Here is an 18,047-nt window from a genome sequence, read left to right as displayed (position 1 = left end):
AGAAAATTTGATGTTTACAGCTTGTTCAATGTATAATTTTAGACTGGATTGTCAGAAAATTATACTAATCAAAGAAAAAATATGTTAAAAATGTCTATTGATATGGACGCTTTTTTTGCGTCGGTCGAACAACGTAATTTTGTAGAATTACGAGGAAAACCTGTTGCCGTTGGCGGAAGTAGCGAACGTGGCGTAGTGGCGGCGGCAAGTTATGAAGCTCGGAAATTTGGAGTTCGCTCGGCGATGTCGTCTCGTATTGCGAAACAAAAATGCCCGAATTTGATTTTTGTAAAACCTCGTTTTGAAGTTTATAAGCAAGTTTCTAACGAAATTCGAGAAATTTTTTTAGAATATACTCCTTTAGTTGAACCTCTTTCGCTCGATGAAGCCTATTTGGACGTAACCGAAAATTTGAAAGAAATGACAATTGCTACCGAAATTGCCCAAGAAATAAAAACCCGAATCAAAGAAAAAACCATGCTAACTGCCTCGGCCGGAGTTTCGATTAATAAATTTTTAGCAAAAATAGCTTCTGATTATCGAAAACCAGATGGGCTTTTTGTAATAAAACCCGCTCAAGCCCAAGCTTTTGTTGAAATACTCGAAATTAGTAAGTTTCACGGCATTGGGCGAGTAACTGCCGAGAAAATGCACAAAATGAGCATTTTCACTGGAAAAGATTTACGAGAAAAAAGTGTTGATTTCCTGACAAAACATTTCGGAAAAGTAGGAAAATACTACTTTGATATTGCTCGTGGCGTTGATAATCGCCCTGTAAATCCTGATAGTATTAGAAAATCTATTGGTGTGGAAAATACCTTTAATCATGATATTTTTGAACCAGATGAACTGTATCGTGAACTTGACGACATCATTGAGCAACTTTGGCGACGCATGGAACGTGCCAATGCTTATGGTAAAAGTATTACGCTGAAAATAAAATTTGCAGATTTTGAAAGCCTAACTCGAAGTCGGACTTCTCAATTAACGGTTATTGAGAAAAGTTTTTTTACAAAAGTTGCTTACGAAATGCTCAATCATTTGCTGCCAATGCCCAAAGGTGTTAGGCTCATGGGCATTTCCTTTACAAATCTTCAGTTTGCCGATGAAATGATTGGGCGGCAACTTACGTTGGGGTTTTAAAGATTAATTTGAAAATGTTTGCTGTTTAGAGCAAACACTTCCAAATTCCTTTATTATTTTATTTCCACGTGCGAGGTGCTGAGTAGGTATAATTTTTGCAATCAAGCGATTGAACATCATAAATCACTACAACTTTGCCATCTTCTTTACGAGTAATGGTTTTTGGAGTGCCATCTGCTGAGTAAGTTCTTTCTATATTTACAGTGAAGGTAATCTTACCTGCTTTGTCTTTTACAACTACTCCTGTCATATAATTGGTATTATTTTCGCCGTAAAATCTGGCAATATCTGACCAAAATGGACTACCTGTAAGTGCTAAAAGTGATTTTTTTGTGAGGTCATAAGTATAGCTTACCACATCGCCCGAAATAGCATCAGTAACGGTTTCAAAATTAATTTCTTTGGTGTATTTTACTACGTCATCAGTGATGATTTTTCCTTCATAAATTTCTGTAAATCTTGTTGGGAAACCTTGTGCGTTATATTCGATTTTTTCGGTATAGGGGTTTTCATATCTAAAATTAGTCAAGTCATGTAGCCATTCTACTGCATAGCCTTTTGCATTGAGTTTTACGATGTCTTTGTCAGCTCTAACAGTCCCTGTCTTAGGTGTAAAACTAATCGTAAGTGTTTGACCATTAGTCGAATATGCAAACGTCATACGCCCATTATAAGAAGGGTCGTCCGAATATTCATAATCAATATAATCAATCAAATTGACTGCTCTATATGTTATGGTGGCGGTTTCGTCATAGCCAAAGTCGGGGTATCTGTTGATAACTTTTTTGATTTTTGCACAGCCCTTTTCTGCTGCTGCCACCGAGTTTTCTCTCGCAAAAGGCGGAGGAATTAAGTTTTCGCTATTCTGTAAATATGCCGAAAAATCTAAGTTTTTATTTACCTTACTTTTTTCAATTTTTTTTCGAGGACTAAAAGTTTTCATAGAAAAATGACTTGAAATCATCTCTTTTTCAGTCGAAATCGCTACTTTTTCAGGCAATTGAGGTGTTTCTTCTTGACACGCCAAAAGTATCAGAAAGAAGAAAATGGTAGTATATTTTATATTTTTCATTGTTTTTTATTAGTTTTTATGGTTAATCTACCCAGTTGAGTTCTTTTTTAACTTCTTCGTAATTTGTCCAGTCAATACTCGCCATTCTTGCACCTGAAGCTGGCACAACCACAAAGCGAAACGAAACATTGGTACTTGTAGAAAATGTACTACTTGGCGGCGTTACGTTTTGATAAAATTGAATTGAAGGAATATTATTCGACAAGCCTACTAAGGTATAATACCTACGACCCGTAGAAGCACTTACAAATGGTAAAGCCGAAACTGTATTAATATCAGCCTCTGTTCTCATAAAAACATAAAGCACGCCTTTACTAATAATATCTGCCGTAAGACCGGGGCTTGTGTATGCCACAAAATACGAATTTGCATTAGTAGCAGCACGCCAATCTATGCCTTTTACGTCAATCCAATTTGACGAAACCATGCCCTTGGCATCAGCGATTCCTTTATCACCAGTTATTCCTTTAGCACCTTTTGTTCCTGCCGAACCTGCCGGTCCGATCTCGCCTTGCTCGCCTTTTTTGCAAGCAATCAGCGTGAGCATCAAGAAAAAGATGCTGCTAAGTATCATTTGTTTTTTCATGTTTTCTAAATATTTTTATTAGTCAATTGCTTTATTATCAGTTGTTTATAGTTAATCTTTCAAACCTAATTTTGTTTTTACATCATTATAATCATTCCAGTTGATGTTGCTCATTCGCCCGCCCGTGCTTCCTGTGGCAATCACCCAACGAAAACTATAATCAGTGCTTGGTTTGATAAGTTTGCTTAAATAAATAGCAGGTTGAAGGTCAATTCTGATTCTTCCCTCGCCTTTTTCTAAATAAGCCAGGTGTAAAAACTTGCCCGCACCAAACAAATAAGGCATCGGTGTACTTATGCCAGAAAAAGTATAATATACCATCACTATTCCTTTGTCGAGAATGGCTTTCGTTATTTGTTTTTCAGGAATTATTACATAATAGCCGTCATCAGCTACGTCTATTGTTTGGGCAGTCCAAGTGGCACCTTTTATGATAACATTTCCTGTAAGAACTTTTGTAAAATCGCCTGCTGCACCTGCACTGCCTTTTTCGCCGGCTGCACCAACAGCTCCTGCTGTTCCTTGTGGGCCAACTGTTCCTTTTTCGCCTGTGCATGCTGCCAAGAAAAGCAAGCCACTTATTAGTCCAATTTGTAGAAATTTGATTGTATTTTTCATTTTTAGTCTTTTATGTTTAGTGCTTTTTTAACTTCATTATAGTTTTTCCAATCAACATTTTGTAACCTTCCTGTGCTTGCTGGAGGCACTAATATGTACCTGACTTTGATGTTCCAATCTTCAAGATTTGGGTTTTTTACGGCGAGATTTCTAAAATCTAAAACAAACCAAACGTAGTTGAATGTATTGGCTGAAATAGCCGAAATACCAAGCGAATAATTGGCGGTTTCGTCAGGAACTGGCAGAATAACGCTGCTCTCATCTTCGGGAAGTGTACGATAAAAACCTAAAACCAAGCCTTTGTTGGCAATATTTGAGGTTAGTTTTGGTTCTTCAAAAAGGGCATAAAACGAAAGGTCAGAGCCATTTCTTTGCCATTTTGAAGGAATAATCTCTTTCCAGTCAGACACGATGGCACTGAACGTGCCTTTTTCTCCGACATCTCCATTATCTCCTTTTGCACCAGCGGCACCAGCCACACCCTGTGGACCAATATCGCCTACGGGAGGCTTGCAAGCGATTAGTAATGAAATGAAAGCAATAAAAATGATTTTTTTCATGATTTTTAAGATTTTGATTAATTGATGCAACAAAATTCATAAATTCACCGCCAAGCTTCAATACGACAAATAGCGTATTTTGGTTACCTTTCAATATGAAAATATTTTTTATCATATTTCTACTCTATCTATTTAATTATCAAGCTATTATAGCTCAAAAGGAAGCAAATCCGTCAATTTGGTATTTGCGAGATGCTAATGCTAATTTTACGGTAGATAGTTTACTGAAGAAAACAACTGGGTTTACGATGATTACCAATACTGTTCAGAGTTTTGGAACAGACGCAGCTCCCTATTGGTTTAGGGTTTCGGTAAACAATGAAAGCCCTAAAACACTAAGAAAATTGGTAGAGGTAGGTAATGCGTATTTAGATGAGGTAACTTTTTTTGTGGTTGAAGATGGAAAATTGACTTATAAATCTCCGACAATTAGCTGGCAAACACCTTATGAAAAACGACTTATAAAGCATTATAATCCTATTTTTCCAATTGATATTGCTCCTCAAAGTAAGCAAATATTTTATCTAAGGGTTTATCTCCACATTAGGGCTTTGACAGTTCCAATCAAAGTCTGGGACGAAGGTCAATTCTATGAAAATGAAATTAATCAGAAGTTTTTTTGGGGTGGTTATGGCGGAATCTTAGTATTTGCCTTCATTCTTGGTTTAATCCTTTTTGTGGCTTTACGACAGCGTACTTATCTCTATTACGCTTTGTATGTATTGGCAGCCCTATTTTTTAATTTCATGAATAAAGGGCTGTTTTTACAGTATTATCAAAATGGTTTTCTTGGCATTACAGGAACCCACGTTCGGCAGATGTTTCTCAATCTTGAAATTACATTTATCCTATTATTTATCAAAGAATACTTATTTCCTAACTTTCGGTTTTCTTTCATTTTAAACTCTCTTTTTAAACTCTCTATTACGCTTAATCTTATTGCGATTCTGCTTTTGTGTGTTGAAAAAAAGTTTGGTTCAAACTACCCTACCTTGGCGTTTTATCTCTCATTTCTATACACCGTTGCTTTTTTGTTTCCTGTTTTATTCAGTTTTTATTTAGTTTTTTACAATATAATCAACAAAATCGAAGTATTAGCAAGCAGTATATACCTTATCGGGGTTACGCCACTAGTGATTTTATCTATTATTTCAACTTTTAGAAACTTTGATATGATACCTAATCACTGGTTATTAGAAATCGAAGGAATAATGATGCTTTTTCTTTTTGAAATTTTGGTTTTATCTATTGGTTTGGGTATAAGGTATAAAAAATTGCGGGATGAAAAAGAACAACAACAAAGGCTTGTTTATGAAGGAAAGCTCAAGCTACTCCACGAACGAGAAAATATTTCTCGTGATTTGCACGACAATGTTGGTTCGCAGCTTTCAGTTATTGCATCGAACTTAGATAATATCGGTTTTCTTGCCGAAAAGCAAAAACTTACACCCGAAAAAGTCGAAACTGTCAATGAATTTGTGCGAGAAGCCATTCAAAGTTTAAGAGATACCATCTGGGCAACACATCAAGAAACTTTTTCATTGGCCGAGTTTCGGGCGAGGGTGCAGCAATATATTCATAAATTTTACCAGTCCGAAACCTGTCAAATTTCGGTAAATTTTGATGAAAACGATAGAAACCTTAACTCATCGCAAATACTAAATCTTTTTCGAATTATTCAAGAAGCCCTCAATAATGCTATAAAATATGCACAAGCAAGCCATATTTCTATCAATGTAAAAATATTTGAAAAGCAAATCATGCTTAGTATTATTGATAATGGAATCGGATTTGATGTTGAAAGTAAAAAGGCAGAGCCTCATTTTGGTTTATTAAATATGCAAAAGCGTGTAAACGAAATGGACGGAAAATTAGAGATACAATCAAAACTTGGAGAAGGAACAAAAATAGAGGTGAGTGTATAAATTAAAAATACGCTATTAATCGTATTGAATCTCCAATATAAAATATTGAATTTTGAACCAGACTTCTCTGAGGCACTAATATCCGAAGTATGAAATCGTAAGTTATAAATCAAATATATGCCAATCAGAATTGCAATCGTAGATGACAACATTAATTTGTTGCGAAGTATTTCTCAAAATCTTTCAAATTTTGAGGAAGTTACGATTGTCTTCAAAGCGATGAATGGACAAGATGCAGTTTCGTTGGCAGGAACAGAACACCCAGAAGTAATTTTGATGGATATCGAAATGCCCGAAATGGACGGTATAGAAGCAACTCGCATTATAAAAACGAAGTTTCCTGACATAAAAATTATTATGGTAACTGTTTTTGACCGTGATGATAAGATTTTTGAAGCTATCAAGGCTGGAGCATCGGGTTATTTGATGAAAGACGAAAAACCATCAAGAATTGTAGCTGCAATAGAAGAAGCTATTGAAGGTGGAGCCCCAATGTCGCCGACAATTGCCTTAAAAACTCTTCAAATGTTACGTCAGCAAGTAGTTGTTGGTGAAACCGTTGTTCAAAATATCGAATCCGTTTCTTCGCCAGAGGTTTTTAATTTATCAAAACGTGAGTTTGAAATTTTAGAAAAAATTGCCGAAGGCATCACTTATCAACAAATTGGTGATAAGTTGTTTATAAGTGCCAAAACTGTAAGAAAACACATTGAGCATATCTACGAAAAACTCCAAGTTCATACAAGATTTGATGCCGTAAAAATCGGACAACAGAATCATTGGTTTTAAACAAAAATGCCTCTTACAATTAAGCAAGAGGCATTTTTATATGTAGAAAAGGCTATAATTATGATTTTTTGCCTTTCTTTATTACTTCTTCGGTCGGTACAACTGGCACAAGAGCCAATTTTGCCTCTTCGTTTTTCAAATCACGTTGCATTGAATCAACAACGATTGGTGTTGCTACGAATAATGATGAATATGTTCCAACAATTACACCAATAAACATGGCAAATACGAAACCACGAATGGTTTCTCCACCAAAAATCAATAAGACTAAAAGCACTACCAAAGTCGAGAAACCCGTTACTGCTGTACGACTAAGCGTTGCATTCAAGGCATTGTTGATAACCGTTGGAATATCTTCTTTCACACCACGCTTTTCGGTCAAATATTCACGTACACGGTCAAATACAACAACCGTATCATTCATCGAATAACCCATAATGGTCAGAACTGCACCGACAAATGCTTGGTCAACATCAAGAGAGAAAGGTAATATACCTCTGAAAATTGAGAAAATGCCGAGAATAATTGCCACATCATGGAATAAAGCAACCAATGCCCCATAACCAAATGCCAAACGTCGGAAACGGAAGACGATGTAAGCAAATACCAATATTATTGAAAGTAAAATAGCCTTCACTGCTCCTCCAATAGCATCATTTGCAATGGTTGGACCTACTTTCGATGTATCCTCAGACAAAGTTCCTTTGTTACCATTTACATTTGCTACCGCAGCTTGCACCTGTCCATATAATTGTTTTTCAAAATCTGGATTGGTATTTTCAATTTTATAAGGCGTTGTAATTTTCACTTGGTCGAAGCCTCCGAAAGTTTTTACTTCAACTGCTTTTCCTTCAAAAGTTACTTTCAAGGCTTTGCTTATGTCTTCGGTATTGGCAGTTTTTTCAAATTTGGCAATGTATGTACGGCCACCTAAGAAATCTACCCCCAAACCAAAGCCTTTGAAATAAATAGATACAATACCCGCAATGATAATTGCACTTGAAATAGTATAATATAATTTACGCTTAGAAACGAAATCAATGTTTGAATCTTTGAATAATTTTTCAGTAAATTTCGTGAAGAAAGTAACTGTTTTTCCTTTTTTGATATAATATTCAAACAATAATCTTGAAACAAAAATCGCCGAGAATAATGATGTGAAAATACCAATCAATAACGTAGTTGCAAAGCCCAGAATCAAGCCCGAACCAAATATAAACAAGACCGCACCTGTAATTAAGGTGGTTACGTTTGAGTCAATGATTGATGACATTGCGTTTTGAAAACCATCACGCACTGCGACTGGGAATGTTTTTCCTAAAAGCAACTCTTCTTTAATACGTTCATAAATCAAAACGTTCGCATCAACCGACATACCGACCGATAGTACCAAACCTGCAATACCTGGCAAAGTAAGCGTTGCACCAAACGATGCCATTACTCCCAAAAGCAAGAATAAGTTTACAATAAGGGCGATATTTGCAATTAAACCAGCTTTGTTATAATAAATCATTACGAAAACCAATACAAACAATACCCCAATAATTGATGAAAGAATACCTGCACGGGCAGCTTCCGAACCAACGGTTGCACCAACGGTATATTCTGAAATAATATTTGTTGGGGCAGGGAGTTTACCAGCTTTTAAAACGTTTGCTAAGTCAAGGGCTTCTGTAACTGTAAAATTACCTGAAATGCTTGAGCGTCCACCACCGATTTCGCCATTAACGTTTGGTGCAGAATATACAAAATTATCAAGAATAATAGCAATCGGACGACCGATGTTTGCACCAGTCAAAGCTTTCCATTTTCTTGCACCTTCTGCATTCATTTGCATTTCTACGGCTGCTTTTCCTCGTTCGTCATAATCTTGTGTTGCATTTGTAACAACATCGCCCTCTAAAGGTGCTTTGCCCAAATCTTTCACGAAATACAAATCAACAATTTCCTCATTTACGTTTGTGCCGTTTGCACGAGGTTTTACATCATACAAATAACTTGCGTTTGATGGAAAAAGTGCTTGCACATCTGCACGGTGCATGATTTGGTTTACACGTGACGTATCTTTAATACGGACTGCCACGCCATAACCTGTTCCGATAAATAAATTACTAAATGCATTTGTTTGACGTTGTGCCAAGCCAGCCGAATCTTTCTTTGAAGTATCTGTTTTGTTTCCGCCTGCCAATTGAGCTGCCAAAGTATTTTTTGACGTATCTTTCGTAGCGGTTGCTACATTATTGCCTTTCCCTGCGATTTTGCTTAAATCTGTTTCTTTTAATTTACTTTCAGCATCCATTTGTAATAAAATTGCTGACAAACCATCAAATGATGGAGCGATTTCTTGCATCGTATAAACTTCGCAGAATTCTAATTTTGCAGCACCCGAAAGCAATTTACGCACACGTTGTGGATTATCCACGCCTGGTAATTCGACTTGAATACGGTTAGTTCCTGACAAACGTTGCAAGTTAGGATTAGCCACACCAAATTTATCTACACGAGTTTGAATAATACGAAACGCACGGTCAAACGCTCCATCAACTTCTTTTTTGATATAGTTAATAACTTGATTATCTGTTGATTCTAAACTCAAAGTACCACGATTTGAGCTATTCGAGAAAACACTTGCCAACTTCAAATCTGGAGCGGTTTTCTTGAATTCCTCTGCAAATAAATCAACAAAATTTGTGCTACTTGTCACTGCTCTATCTTGAGCATTTGCAATAGCAGTTGCTACTTTTGGGTCACGTGAGCCAGCCAAAGCACGTACGATTTCGGTAGGTGAAACTTCCAAAATTACACTCATACCACCTTGAAGGTCAAGCCCTAAGCCTAATTCTTGCTTAGTAAGGTCTTCGGTTGTTGTTCCAAGAAAAACTGGTTGTTTCCAGAGAGAGTCTAAATAACGTTGTTTTTTGCTATAGTCTATTTTACCAGATTTATCTGTTGCATAAGCCTCTGCATCTTTTCTAATATCGTTTGCTTTCCAAGTACGTGCCAGAAAGTAAACACTAATTGCTAAAAACGCCACCAATAGGGCGACAATACCACCTTTGTTTCTCATTTTAGGGAAATGTTTGTAATAAATTGATTGAAAAAATTATACGTAGAACCATAATATTTCATGATTCTGAAAATTTGAGTATAAATAAAGAAGGTTTTTATCCTTTCAGAGTGAAAGAATTATGGGGCATTGGGAGCAATAAAATGCTCGTAGAGATTTTCAAAATATGAAAGACGGAAAAGTGGTTTTGTATAAACTTTTGCCGAAGACTCAATGATTAAATAAATAACTTGCGGAGTAGGTAAAACGAAGGGGTTTTCTCCGAAGTTGAACGCATGGCTGGGTACAACTACCTCCAGCGACAGCTCGCTAACAAAGCTTTGGTTTGTTGGCTGTTGTTTTTTGGTCGATTTCTCTTGCTTTGATTTGGTAGGTTCATGATGTTTTTGTGGTAGCTGCTTGCCGAAAACGCTCGTCAGCATCACCATTGTGAACATCAAAAGTCCAAAAGCACGTGATATGTAAGAGATTCTTTTCATTTTTTAGGAACGCAAAGCTACAAGAATTTATTTGAATAAGTCAAATCTTGTGCCAAAAAAACAAAAAAAGGCTACTTCACCTTCAATTTCCTTGTATCAATAGACTTTACCACTTCCGATTTTTTTATAATAATACTCCAAATAGCAAAGCCAGAATCATCGCTGAAACATAATTTTCCAACGCCTTTGTTGGCAGGAATAGGCGAAGTATAAACAAATAAAGAATCTCCAATTTTTTGAATATTATCACTCATCGAAAGTTTTTTTGAAGCATTATCGGCATAAGCCTCCAAAACTTCTTTTTCTTTTACATACAAACTATTATTACTCCCAATATCAGGCTGACCTAAAAGACGTATTTTCAAGCCATAAGCCTTTGATAATGAATCAATTAGACTAATATCTTTCAATTGGCATATTTCCTCACCACGAGCTTTTGAGATTCCTTTCATTTGTTTCTCAAAATCTTTGGTCAAAGCCTGCGATATTTCGCTTCCTAAAGTTTCTACTTGGTACGTAATTTGGGTGGGAGAAACACGCTTGATTTTGTAGCCCTCCATTTCGTCTTTTATTTGGGTAGTATCCAAACGCTCCATATTTGAGCAAGACATATTAATAAGTAGTACTGAAGCTATAATTAAAATATTTTTCATCTGAATTTTAAATTTTATGCAAAACTACGTACAGACTGAGTTTGAAGATTCAAAAAACCGAAAAAATATCTTTTATTTTACAGAATTCAAAACTGGCAAGGTCTGGGCGACCCCGTCTTTTCAGACCTTGCCAGTTTTATAATACATCAACCATAACCACCTCTAAACTTATAGGTGCTTGCCACTTTGTCGATAGCTACAATATAAGCTGCCAAACGTAGTGAAACTCCGTGTTTTTGTGAAGTCTCAAATACGTGGTCGAAAGCATCTTTCATCATGCGGTCTGAACGGCGGTTGATTCTATCAAGTGTCCATTTATAACCAATGCGGTTTTGCACCCATTCAAAGTATGAAACCGTTACGCCACCCGCATTTGCCAAAATATCAGGCACAACCATAATACCTTTGCTATTAATAATATCGTCGGCACTTGCCGATGTCGGCCCATTTGCACCTTCAACAATCAATTTAGCTTGAATATTAGCAGCATTTTCATGCGTAATTACATCTTCTTTTGCTGCTGGCACTAATACATCAACATTGAGAGCCAATAGCTCTTCGTTCGTAATCAAATCGGCTTCTTTAAAACCATCCAAAGTGCCATTATTTGCATTTCGATAAGCCATTGTTTTTTCAATATCAATGCCTCTTGCATTATAATATGCTCCCGAAATATCGCTCAAACCGCAAATTGTTACACCTTTCTCCTGCAAAAGTTTGGCAGCAAATGAGCCAACATTTCCAAAACCTTGTACAGCCGCCGTAGCTCGGTAAGGATTTAAGCGTAGTTTTTCCATTCCAGCTAAAGCCGAAACCATTACACCCCTTCCCGTTGCTTCGGTACGCCCCAATGAGCCTCCCAAAACTAATGGCTTACCAGTTACGACTGCATTGACGGTCATTCCTTTGGCTTTTGAATACTCGTCCATCAGCCACGCCATTTCACGTGGACCAGTACCCATATCGGGTGCAGGAATGTCTTTATCTGGACCAAAAATATCAAGCATAGAAATGGTGTAGGCACGCATCAAACGCTCCATTTCACCTGCCGACATTTCTCTTGGATTACAGGCGATTCCGCCCTTTGCTCCGCCATAAGGAATATCCACAACAGCACATTTCCATGTCATCCAAGCAGCTAAAGCACGGACTTCATCAATATTAACGGCTGGGTCGAAACGAATACCACCTTTACTTGGGCCTAAAATCGTTGAATGAATAACTCGGTAGCCTTCAAAAACTTTGATTTGACCATTATCCATTGTTACGGGTAAGCCAACAGTTACTTGACGAGCAGGAACTTTCAAGATATAATACATTTCTTCACTAATTCCCAAAATCTTCACCGCTGCGTCAAACCTTTGCATCATAGACTCCAAAGGATTCTCTTTATCCTTGATTGGAGCAGGTTCTATATATGTCATAAACAGAATAATATTTTGCTCGTGAATGTCTTTTCACGATGCAAACTTAGAAAAAAGAAATTAATTCTTAAAATCGTTAAATTTTAGGAGAAAATATTAGTATTTAATTTGGTTGATATACCCAATGCTATGTTTGGTTTTTTCTACATAACCAAATAAATTACTGTTTTTACAAAATTACCTTTAAATAAATTTTTTTTCAACATTATCAAGATTTCTTGTTGCGGTATTGTTTCAGCATATCAAAATACTATATTTGTGGGATTTTTGAAAAATTCTATGAATTTAACATTTACTGCATTATACTTATGGCCGCAGTTGAAGAGAGAACCCGATATTCAGAAGATGAGTTAAGGGAGTTTGAGGTAATTATTACCAAAAAATTGGATGCAACTCGCATTGAGTTGAATTTCATCAGAGAAACCCTAAGTCGTAAAAACGATAACGGAACTGATTTTTTTGCCAATAGCACTAAACTCATGGAAGATGGTGCTGACGTAAGTGAAAAAGAACAGTTAAGTCAGTCGGCAGGACGTTTGCAGAAGTTTGCTCAGCAATTGGAAGCAGCCCTGATTCGCATCAAAAATGGCACTTATGGCGTTTGCCGTGATACTGGTAAGCTCATTCCGAAAGAACGTTTGAGAGCAGTACCGCACACGCAACAAACAATTGAAGCAAAACTGAAAGCTGCTAATTAAGTTTAAAGGAAAAGTCTATTATAAAAACACATCCTTGAAAAAGCCTGTGAAAGCAGCTTTTTGCCAAGGTGGATGGTTTTTTTGTCTATAAAAAAACTTTTGTTTTGTAGTTTTTGTACTAAATTTGGATTGATTTATTCCTACGATTCATTGTACCTAATGAACACAAAAGCAAGAAACATACAAGATAATATCAGCTTTGTAGTCAATTCAAAAGGTAAAAGAACTGCCATGATGATAAACTTGAAAGACAAAGCAATGCAGAATTAGGGTGGAAAACATAGGGCATTATATACGATTGATGACGAAGTGATAACCATTTATATCCTTGATATTGAGGATCGTAGTAAAGTCAACAAAAAATCATAAAAAATCATTTTGTCTATAAAAAAAGCCTCTTTGTCGGAGGCTTTTTGTTTTACAGGTTTTTCTACATTTATTTGTTAAAAAAAACTTCTCGACATGAAAAAAACCTCTATTTTTTACTTTTTACTCCTTCAAATAGTTGCCAGTCAGGCATTTAGTCAAGTTGCTGACAGCTATTATTTACCCCAAAATATTACCTACGATGCCAAAATTCCAACGCCACAGAAATTTCTGGGTTATCAGGTTGGTGAGCAACACGTAACTCCTTATGAGACACTTACTTACATGAAAGAATTGGCTCGCCTTTCCGACCGTTTCAAAGTAGAAACGTACGCCAAAACCTTTGAAAATCGTGAATTATTGCTTGTTACGGTAACTTCTCCACAAAATCATGCACGTATTGACCAAATCAAAGCCGAACATCAAAAACTCGTAAATCCTTCACAATCGGGCAGTTTGGATTTACAAAAAATGCCAATTGTTGTTTGGATGGGCTATTCGGTGCATGGAAATGAAGCGAGTGGAACGAACTCAAATTTGATGTCGGCCTATTATTTGGCTGCGGCACAAGGTGCTGGAATTGATTCGCTTTTAAACGAAACTATTATTTTAATTGACCCAACAATTAATGCCGATGGTGGCAATCGTTTTGCGACTTGGGTAAATATTAACCGCAGCAATAATTTGGTGAGCGATATTAATAGTCGAGAATTTAGCGAAACTTGGCCTGGCGGACGCTCGAATCATTATTGGTTCGACATGAACCGTGATTGGCTTTACCAACAAATGCCCGAAAGTAAAGGTCGTTTGACGAAGTTTTATGACTGGCGACCAAATATTTTGACCGACCATCACGAAATGGGCAGCAATTCGAGTTTCTTTTTTCAGCCAGGAATTCCTTCACGAACACACCCACTTACACCTAAGAGAAATATAGATTTAACTATAAAATTTGGCAAATACCAAGCCGCTGGACTTGATAAAATTGGGTCGGCATATTATACACAAGAAAACTACGACGATTTTTATTACGGAAAAGGCTCAACGCTACCCGATGTGAATGGTTCGATAGGTATTTTGTTTGAACAAGCCTCTTCTCGTGGACATTTACAAGAAACGACCAATGGTCTTTTAAGTTTTCCGTTTACTGTCAAAAATCAATTTACCGCTACTTTATCAACACTTCGTGCGGGTCGTGAAATGCGAGTAGAATTGTTGGAACACATGAGAAGTTTTTATAAAGAAACCTCTACTGATGCCGTAAAAAGCTATGTTTTTGGTGGTGGAAACGATGTCGTGAAAACTTGGGAAATGGTGAATATGTTGAAAAGAAATCAGATTGATGTTTATCGTTTGTCGAAAGATGAAACGCAAGATGGAACGTCATTTAGCAAGGAATCTTCTTTTGTTGTTCCGATGAATCAACCGCAACATCGCCTCATAAAGTCAATGTTTGAAAAACGTACTAAATTTGAAGACAGCTTATTTTATGATATTTCGGCTTGGTCGCTTCAATATTGTATGAATGTGCCAACAATTGAAGCAAAAACGGTCATTTCGTTAGGTAGCAAAGTAGAAACCAATGATTTCCCGAAAGGAAAAGTATATGGCAAAAGCCCGTACGCTTATTTCTTTGAGTGGAATAGCTACTATGCTCCACGTGCCGCTTATGAATTATTGAAAAAAGGCTATAATTTGAAAGTTGCCGTTGAGCCATTGACCGCAATTGTAGAAGGAAAAGAAAAAACCTTTGATTACGGCACAATTCAAATTTTTAGCAATGGCACTGACCCTTCGGCTTTACTACAAACACTGGCTGAAAGAGACGGTATTGATTTTTATGCTACACAAACGGGTTTAACTCCCGCAGGAATTGACTTGGGAAGCGAAAAATTCAGAAAAGTGCGTTTGCCAAAAGTCTTAATGTTAGGCGGAACAGGCGTACAATCAACTGATGCGGGTGAAATTTGGCATTTGCTCGACACAAGAATCAATATTCCTTTGACAATTGCCGATATTGAAACTGCTAATCGCACAAGTTTAGAAAAATATACTCACATTGTATTGGCAGGCGGAAATTATAATAATCTTTCGGACGAAAAAATTAAGCGTTTTGTGCAAGGCGGCGGAATTTTGGTTGCCATGACTGATGCAGTTGAATGGGTTTCGACAAAGAAAATTGCTAATATTACCATCAAAGAAAAACCAAATAATGATGGAAATGGCGAAAAAAGACCTTATACGCAACAAGAGCGTTATACAGGTGCATTAGAAACCGCAGGAACTATTTTTGAAGCAAAAATCGACCCTTCGCACCCGCTTTGTTTTGGTTACAAACAAGACAAACTGGCGTTGTTTAAAGACAATAATATTTTCATGGAAGATACCAAAAATCCATACAATACACCTTTGATTTTCACGGCAAACCCTTTATTAGCAGGTTATGTTCATCCAAAAAATGAAAAATTGATTAAAAACTCTCCTGCCGTAATTGCTTTAAATGTTGGTGCTGGAAGAGTAATTGCTATGTCAGAAAACCCAAATTTTAGAGCATTTTGGTATGGTACAAACAAATTATTTTTGAATGCTCTTTTCTTTGGAAATTTGATTGGCGGCGGAAGATTTGGTGGAGAAGAGTAAGAAAGTCCACAGTTGGCAGTTTTCAGTCCACAGTATTAAATGAATTAAAATCGTTTATACTGTGGACTAATTATTTTGTAGCTTGCCACGTTTTTTCTACCTTGCGTACGTATAAAAGTATTGTATGAATCTAAAAGACGATATGTCTGATTTTTTGAAAATTGGTGAGTTACGAGAAAACATCGTCAAGCTCATTGAAGCAAAATTCGAACTTGCCAAATTGGGAGTCCAAGATAAAATCGAAAGTATTGCCGTGAAAGCGGTTCATGCTCTCTTTACTTTTATTTTGGGTATTGTTACTCTGATATTTTTGAGTATTTTGATTGCTGTTGGAATAAATAGTTTACTCAAGAGTTCGTGGGCTGGTTATGCAATAATGTTTGTTTTCTACTTTATTATACTTGCTATTTTTATTTTTTCACAAGACACCGTAATGTCAAGAATTAAGAAAAAAGTAGAAGCAATAGTAGATGAACATATAAATGAAAATTGAAAAATATAAAGCACCGCTTCGGCGGTTCGATGATAATCAATAAAATAATAGCCCCAAATTACAGTTAAAAATGTAGTTTGAGGCTATTATTATCAACTCAAATCTCTATCCCACGAATCAATTTTGTTCCATTCTTCGGTTGGAGCGAAGTAAAGTTCGCCTTTTTTCAAGTGTTCTTTTACAGCAGCTTCGTTCAACTCTAAGCCTAAACCTGGTTTCTCAGGAACTTTTACAAAACCTTTGTCAAAAATTGGTTTTTCGCCAGTAAACAAATCTTTCCACCACGGAATAGCCATTTCGTGATGCTCTAATGCCACAAAGTTTTCGGTTGCTGCGGCACAATGAATGTTTGCCATAAACGAAAATGGAGTTCCTGCAAAGTGCATTGCCATGGAAACGCCATGTTCTTGGGCGTAATCTCCGATTTTCTTGGTTTCTAACAAACCACCCGTACTTACCAAGTCTGGATGTATCATATCAACGGCACGAGCATTAATCAATTTGATAAATTCTTCTTTCAAATAAATGCCTTTACCCGTAATCGTTGGCGTGTCAATAGCATCTGAAATTTGCTTCCACTGCTCCGTAAATTGCCATGGAACTAAATCTTCAAGCCAAGCTAATTGATACTTATCGACTACTTTTCCTAAGCAAATGGCTGTATTTACATCAAAATATCCAAAATGATTGATAGCAAGTGGCATGTCATAACCAATCGTTTCACGTACTTTGCCTACGTGATTGGCTACAATTTCTAAACCTTTATCGGTAATTTGTGTCCTTAAAAAAGGATATTTCATGTTATTTGCATTCCAAGCATCGGCATTAATTAAGGCCCCAGAAATGTTGGCTAAAAACTCAATTCCTAAATCCATTTTCAAGAAAGTAAGTCCTGAATCCAAAATATTTTTTATTTTTTTGGGAAAATCAATCGGGTCTTTTACTTTGGGTATATTTCCATAAATACGAATTTGGTCACGAAATTTCCCACCTAACATTTGATAAGCAGGAACTCCATAGGCTTTTCCTGCTAAATCCCAAAGAGCCATTTCTATGCCGCCTATAGCATGGTTTTGTCCATCAAATTGTTTGATTGATTTGAATATTTTTTCCACTTCACACGGATTTTTACCCAAAAGTTGGCTTTTCAGAAAAACACCATATTCTGTACTCACTCCGCTACGGACTTCGCCATATCCAGAAATCCCTTGATTGGTGTCAATTCTTAAAATCGGACAAGCGATTGGAAATCCTGTAATGACAGCGACCCTTATATCAGTAATTTTTAAATCAGAGGGTTTGCCTGCACGCTTTACTTTTTGTGTAATAAACTCCACTTCTTGCTCAGGCTTATCGTCAAATAATAAGCTTAAACTTAAACCACCCAAAGAAGCTTTCTTGATAAAATCTCTTCGATTATCTGCTTGTTTAGGCTCTGTACTTAGTTGATTATCAGCATTTTGTGTTATGACGGATGTAGTTGAATTTTCACCATTAAATTTGAATTTATTGAGATTTATTTTCATAGTTTTGA

15 protein-coding genes are annotated in these 18,047 nt (G+C 36.6%); 6 read left to right on the top strand and 9 right to left on the bottom strand.

The features are described 5' to 3' along the window. Positions 1–81: 81 nt before the first annotated feature. Entirely contained in the window at positions 82–1,143 is a 1,062-nt protein-coding gene (dinB, locus tag ACH2CJ_RS04050) for a DNA polymerase IV (protein WP_394990939.1), read from the top strand. 58 nt (positions 1,144–1,201) lie between these two features. Here dinB and ACH2CJ_RS04045 read toward each other — a convergent pair whose 3' ends face one another. The 4 genes from ACH2CJ_RS04045 to ACH2CJ_RS04030 are packed head-to-tail and all read right to left on the bottom strand — an operon-like array spanning position 1,202 to position 3,979. Further along, positions 1,202–2,215 (bottom strand): hypothetical protein, encoded by a 1,014-nt coding sequence (locus tag ACH2CJ_RS04045; RefSeq protein ID WP_394990937.1) that lies wholly within the window; start codon positions 2,213–2,215, stop codon positions 1,202–1,204. A 22-nt stretch (positions 2,216–2,237) separates the two neighbouring features. Beyond that, positions 2,238–2,801, bottom strand: a complete 564-nt coding sequence (locus tag ACH2CJ_RS04040; RefSeq protein ID WP_394990935.1) for a hypothetical protein — start codon at positions 2,799–2,801, stop codon at positions 2,238–2,240. A 51-nt stretch (positions 2,802–2,852) separates the two neighbouring features. Next, positions 2,853–3,419 carry a hypothetical protein gene (locus ACH2CJ_RS04035; protein WP_394990933.1) on the bottom strand — a complete coding sequence of 189 codons (567 nt, stop codon included), beginning with the start codon at positions 3,417–3,419 and terminating at the stop codon, positions 2,853–2,855. A 2-nt stretch (positions 3,420–3,421) separates the two neighbouring features. After that, the gene (locus tag ACH2CJ_RS04030; RefSeq protein WP_394990931.1) at positions 3,422–3,979 is read right to left on the bottom strand and encodes a hypothetical protein; all 558 of its coding nucleotides are present in this window, start codon (positions 3,977–3,979) and stop codon (positions 3,422–3,424) included. Positions 3,980–4,074: 95 nt separating this feature from the next. Between ACH2CJ_RS04030 and ACH2CJ_RS04025 the strand changes: the two genes are divergently transcribed. Together ACH2CJ_RS04025 and ACH2CJ_RS04020 are read left to right on the top strand one after the other, a co-directional pair. Then, positions 4,075–5,904, top strand: coding sequence for a 7TM-DISM domain-containing protein (locus ACH2CJ_RS04025; RefSeq protein ID WP_394990929.1), 1,830 nt, complete (start codon positions 4,075–4,077; stop codon positions 5,902–5,904). 117 nt (positions 5,905–6,021) lie between these two features. Continuing rightward, the gene (locus tag ACH2CJ_RS04020; protein WP_394990928.1) at positions 6,022–6,693 is read left to right on the top strand and encodes a response regulator; all 672 of its coding nucleotides are present in this window, start codon (positions 6,022–6,024) and stop codon (positions 6,691–6,693) included. A 58-nt stretch (positions 6,694–6,751) separates the two neighbouring features. Here the strand turns inward: ACH2CJ_RS04020 and secDF are convergent, their stop codons facing one another. The 4 genes from secDF to ACH2CJ_RS04000 form a co-directional block, all read right to left on the bottom strand. Then, positions 6,752–9,760 carry a protein translocase subunit SecDF gene (gene secDF, locus ACH2CJ_RS04015; RefSeq protein WP_394990926.1) on the bottom strand — a complete coding sequence of 1,003 codons (3,009 nt, stop codon included), beginning with the start codon at positions 9,758–9,760 and terminating at the stop codon, positions 6,752–6,754. A 119-nt stretch (positions 9,761–9,879) separates the two neighbouring features. Continuing rightward, the gene (locus ACH2CJ_RS04010) at positions 9,880–10,239 is read right to left on the bottom strand and encodes a hypothetical protein (protein ID WP_394990924.1); all 360 of its coding nucleotides are present in this window, start codon (positions 10,237–10,239) and stop codon (positions 9,880–9,882) included. 71 nt (positions 10,240–10,310) lie between these two features. Then, a complete protein-coding gene (locus ACH2CJ_RS04005) occupies positions 10,311–10,892 on the bottom strand; it encodes a hypothetical protein (protein WP_394990922.1) in 582 nt (193 codons plus the stop codon). A 146-nt stretch (positions 10,893–11,038) separates the two neighbouring features. Further along, positions 11,039–12,316 carry a Glu/Leu/Phe/Val dehydrogenase gene (locus ACH2CJ_RS04000; protein WP_394990920.1) on the bottom strand — a complete coding sequence of 426 codons (1,278 nt, stop codon included), beginning with the start codon at positions 12,314–12,316 and terminating at the stop codon, positions 11,039–11,041. 308 nt (positions 12,317–12,624) lie between these two features. Here ACH2CJ_RS04000 and ACH2CJ_RS03995 point away from each other — a divergent pair, with 308 nt between their 5' ends. From ACH2CJ_RS03995 to ACH2CJ_RS03985, 3 genes are all read left to right on the top strand, one after another. Then, positions 12,625–13,014: a TraR/DksA family transcriptional regulator gene (locus ACH2CJ_RS03995; RefSeq protein ID WP_394990919.1), complete on the top strand. Its 390-nt coding sequence runs from the start codon at positions 12,625–12,627 to the stop codon at positions 13,012–13,014. A 462-nt stretch (positions 13,015–13,476) separates the two neighbouring features. Next, positions 13,477–16,020: a M14 family zinc carboxypeptidase gene (locus ACH2CJ_RS03990; RefSeq protein WP_394990917.1), complete on the top strand. Its 2,544-nt coding sequence runs from the start codon at positions 13,477–13,479 to the stop codon at positions 16,018–16,020. A gap of 124 nt (positions 16,021–16,144) precedes the next feature. Beyond that, a complete protein-coding gene (locus ACH2CJ_RS03985) occupies positions 16,145–16,513 on the top strand; it encodes a phage holin family protein (RefSeq protein ID WP_394990915.1) in 369 nt (122 codons plus the stop codon). Between the two features lie 92 nt (positions 16,514–16,605). Here ACH2CJ_RS03985 and ACH2CJ_RS03980 read toward each other — a convergent pair whose 3' ends face one another. After that, a complete protein-coding gene (locus ACH2CJ_RS03980; RefSeq protein WP_394990913.1) occupies positions 16,606–18,039 on the bottom strand; it encodes a mandelate racemase/muconate lactonizing enzyme family protein in 1,434 nt (477 codons plus the stop codon). Positions 18,040–18,047 lie beyond the last annotated feature (8 nt).

Origin of the sequence: Emticicia sp. (genome assembly GCF_043780375.1) — a bacterium.
Lineage (GTDB): Bacteria > Bacteroidota > Bacteroidia > Cytophagales > Spirosomataceae > Emticicia.
This window is presented reverse-complemented; position numbering and strand designations above follow the sequence as displayed.

What these genes read in the sequence shown, in the direction of transcription:
- dinB (WP_394990939.1), top strand. Translation starts at nt 82, where the DNA reads ATGTTAAAAATGTCTATTGATATGGACGCTTTTTTTGCGTCGGTCGAA.
- ACH2CJ_RS04045 (WP_394990937.1), bottom strand. Translation starts at nt 2,215, where the DNA reads ATGAAAAATATAAAATATACTACCATTTTCTTCTTTCTGATACTTTTG.
- ACH2CJ_RS04040 (WP_394990935.1), bottom strand. Translation starts at nt 2,801, where the DNA reads ATGAAAAAACAAATGATACTTAGCAGCATCTTTTTCTTGATGCTCACG.
- ACH2CJ_RS04035 (WP_394990933.1), bottom strand. Translation starts at nt 3,419, where the DNA reads ATGAAAAATACAATCAAATTTCTACAAATTGGACTAATAAGTGGCTTG.
- ACH2CJ_RS04030 (WP_394990931.1), bottom strand. Translation starts at nt 3,979, where the DNA reads ATGAAAAAAATCATTTTTATTGCTTTCATTTCATTACTAATCGCTTGC.
- ACH2CJ_RS04025 (WP_394990929.1), top strand. Translation starts at nt 4,075, where the DNA reads ATGAAAATATTTTTTATCATATTTCTACTCTATCTATTTAATTATCAA.
- ACH2CJ_RS04020 (WP_394990928.1), top strand. Translation starts at nt 6,022, where the DNA reads ATGCCAATCAGAATTGCAATCGTAGATGACAACATTAATTTGTTGCGA.
- secDF (WP_394990926.1), bottom strand. Translation starts at nt 9,760, where the DNA reads ATGAGAAACAAAGGTGGTATTGTCGCCCTATTGGTGGCGTTTTTAGCA.
- ACH2CJ_RS04010 (WP_394990924.1), bottom strand. Translation starts at nt 10,239, where the DNA reads ATGAAAAGAATCTCTTACATATCACGTGCTTTTGGACTTTTGATGTTC.
- ACH2CJ_RS04005 (WP_394990922.1), bottom strand. Translation starts at nt 10,892, where the DNA reads ATGAAAAATATTTTAATTATAGCTTCAGTACTACTTATTAATATGTCT.
- ACH2CJ_RS04000 (WP_394990920.1), bottom strand. Translation starts at nt 12,316, where the DNA reads ATGACATATATAGAACCTGCTCCAATCAAGGATAAAGAGAATCCTTTG.
- ACH2CJ_RS03995 (WP_394990919.1), top strand. Translation starts at nt 12,625, where the DNA reads ATGGCCGCAGTTGAAGAGAGAACCCGATATTCAGAAGATGAGTTAAGG.
- ACH2CJ_RS03990 (WP_394990917.1), top strand. Translation starts at nt 13,477, where the DNA reads ATGAAAAAAACCTCTATTTTTTACTTTTTACTCCTTCAAATAGTTGCC.
- ACH2CJ_RS03985 (WP_394990915.1), top strand. Translation starts at nt 16,145, where the DNA reads ATGAATCTAAAAGACGATATGTCTGATTTTTTGAAAATTGGTGAGTTA.
- ACH2CJ_RS03980 (WP_394990913.1), bottom strand. Translation starts at nt 18,039, where the DNA reads ATGAAAATAAATCTCAATAAATTCAAATTTAATGGTGAAAATTCAACT.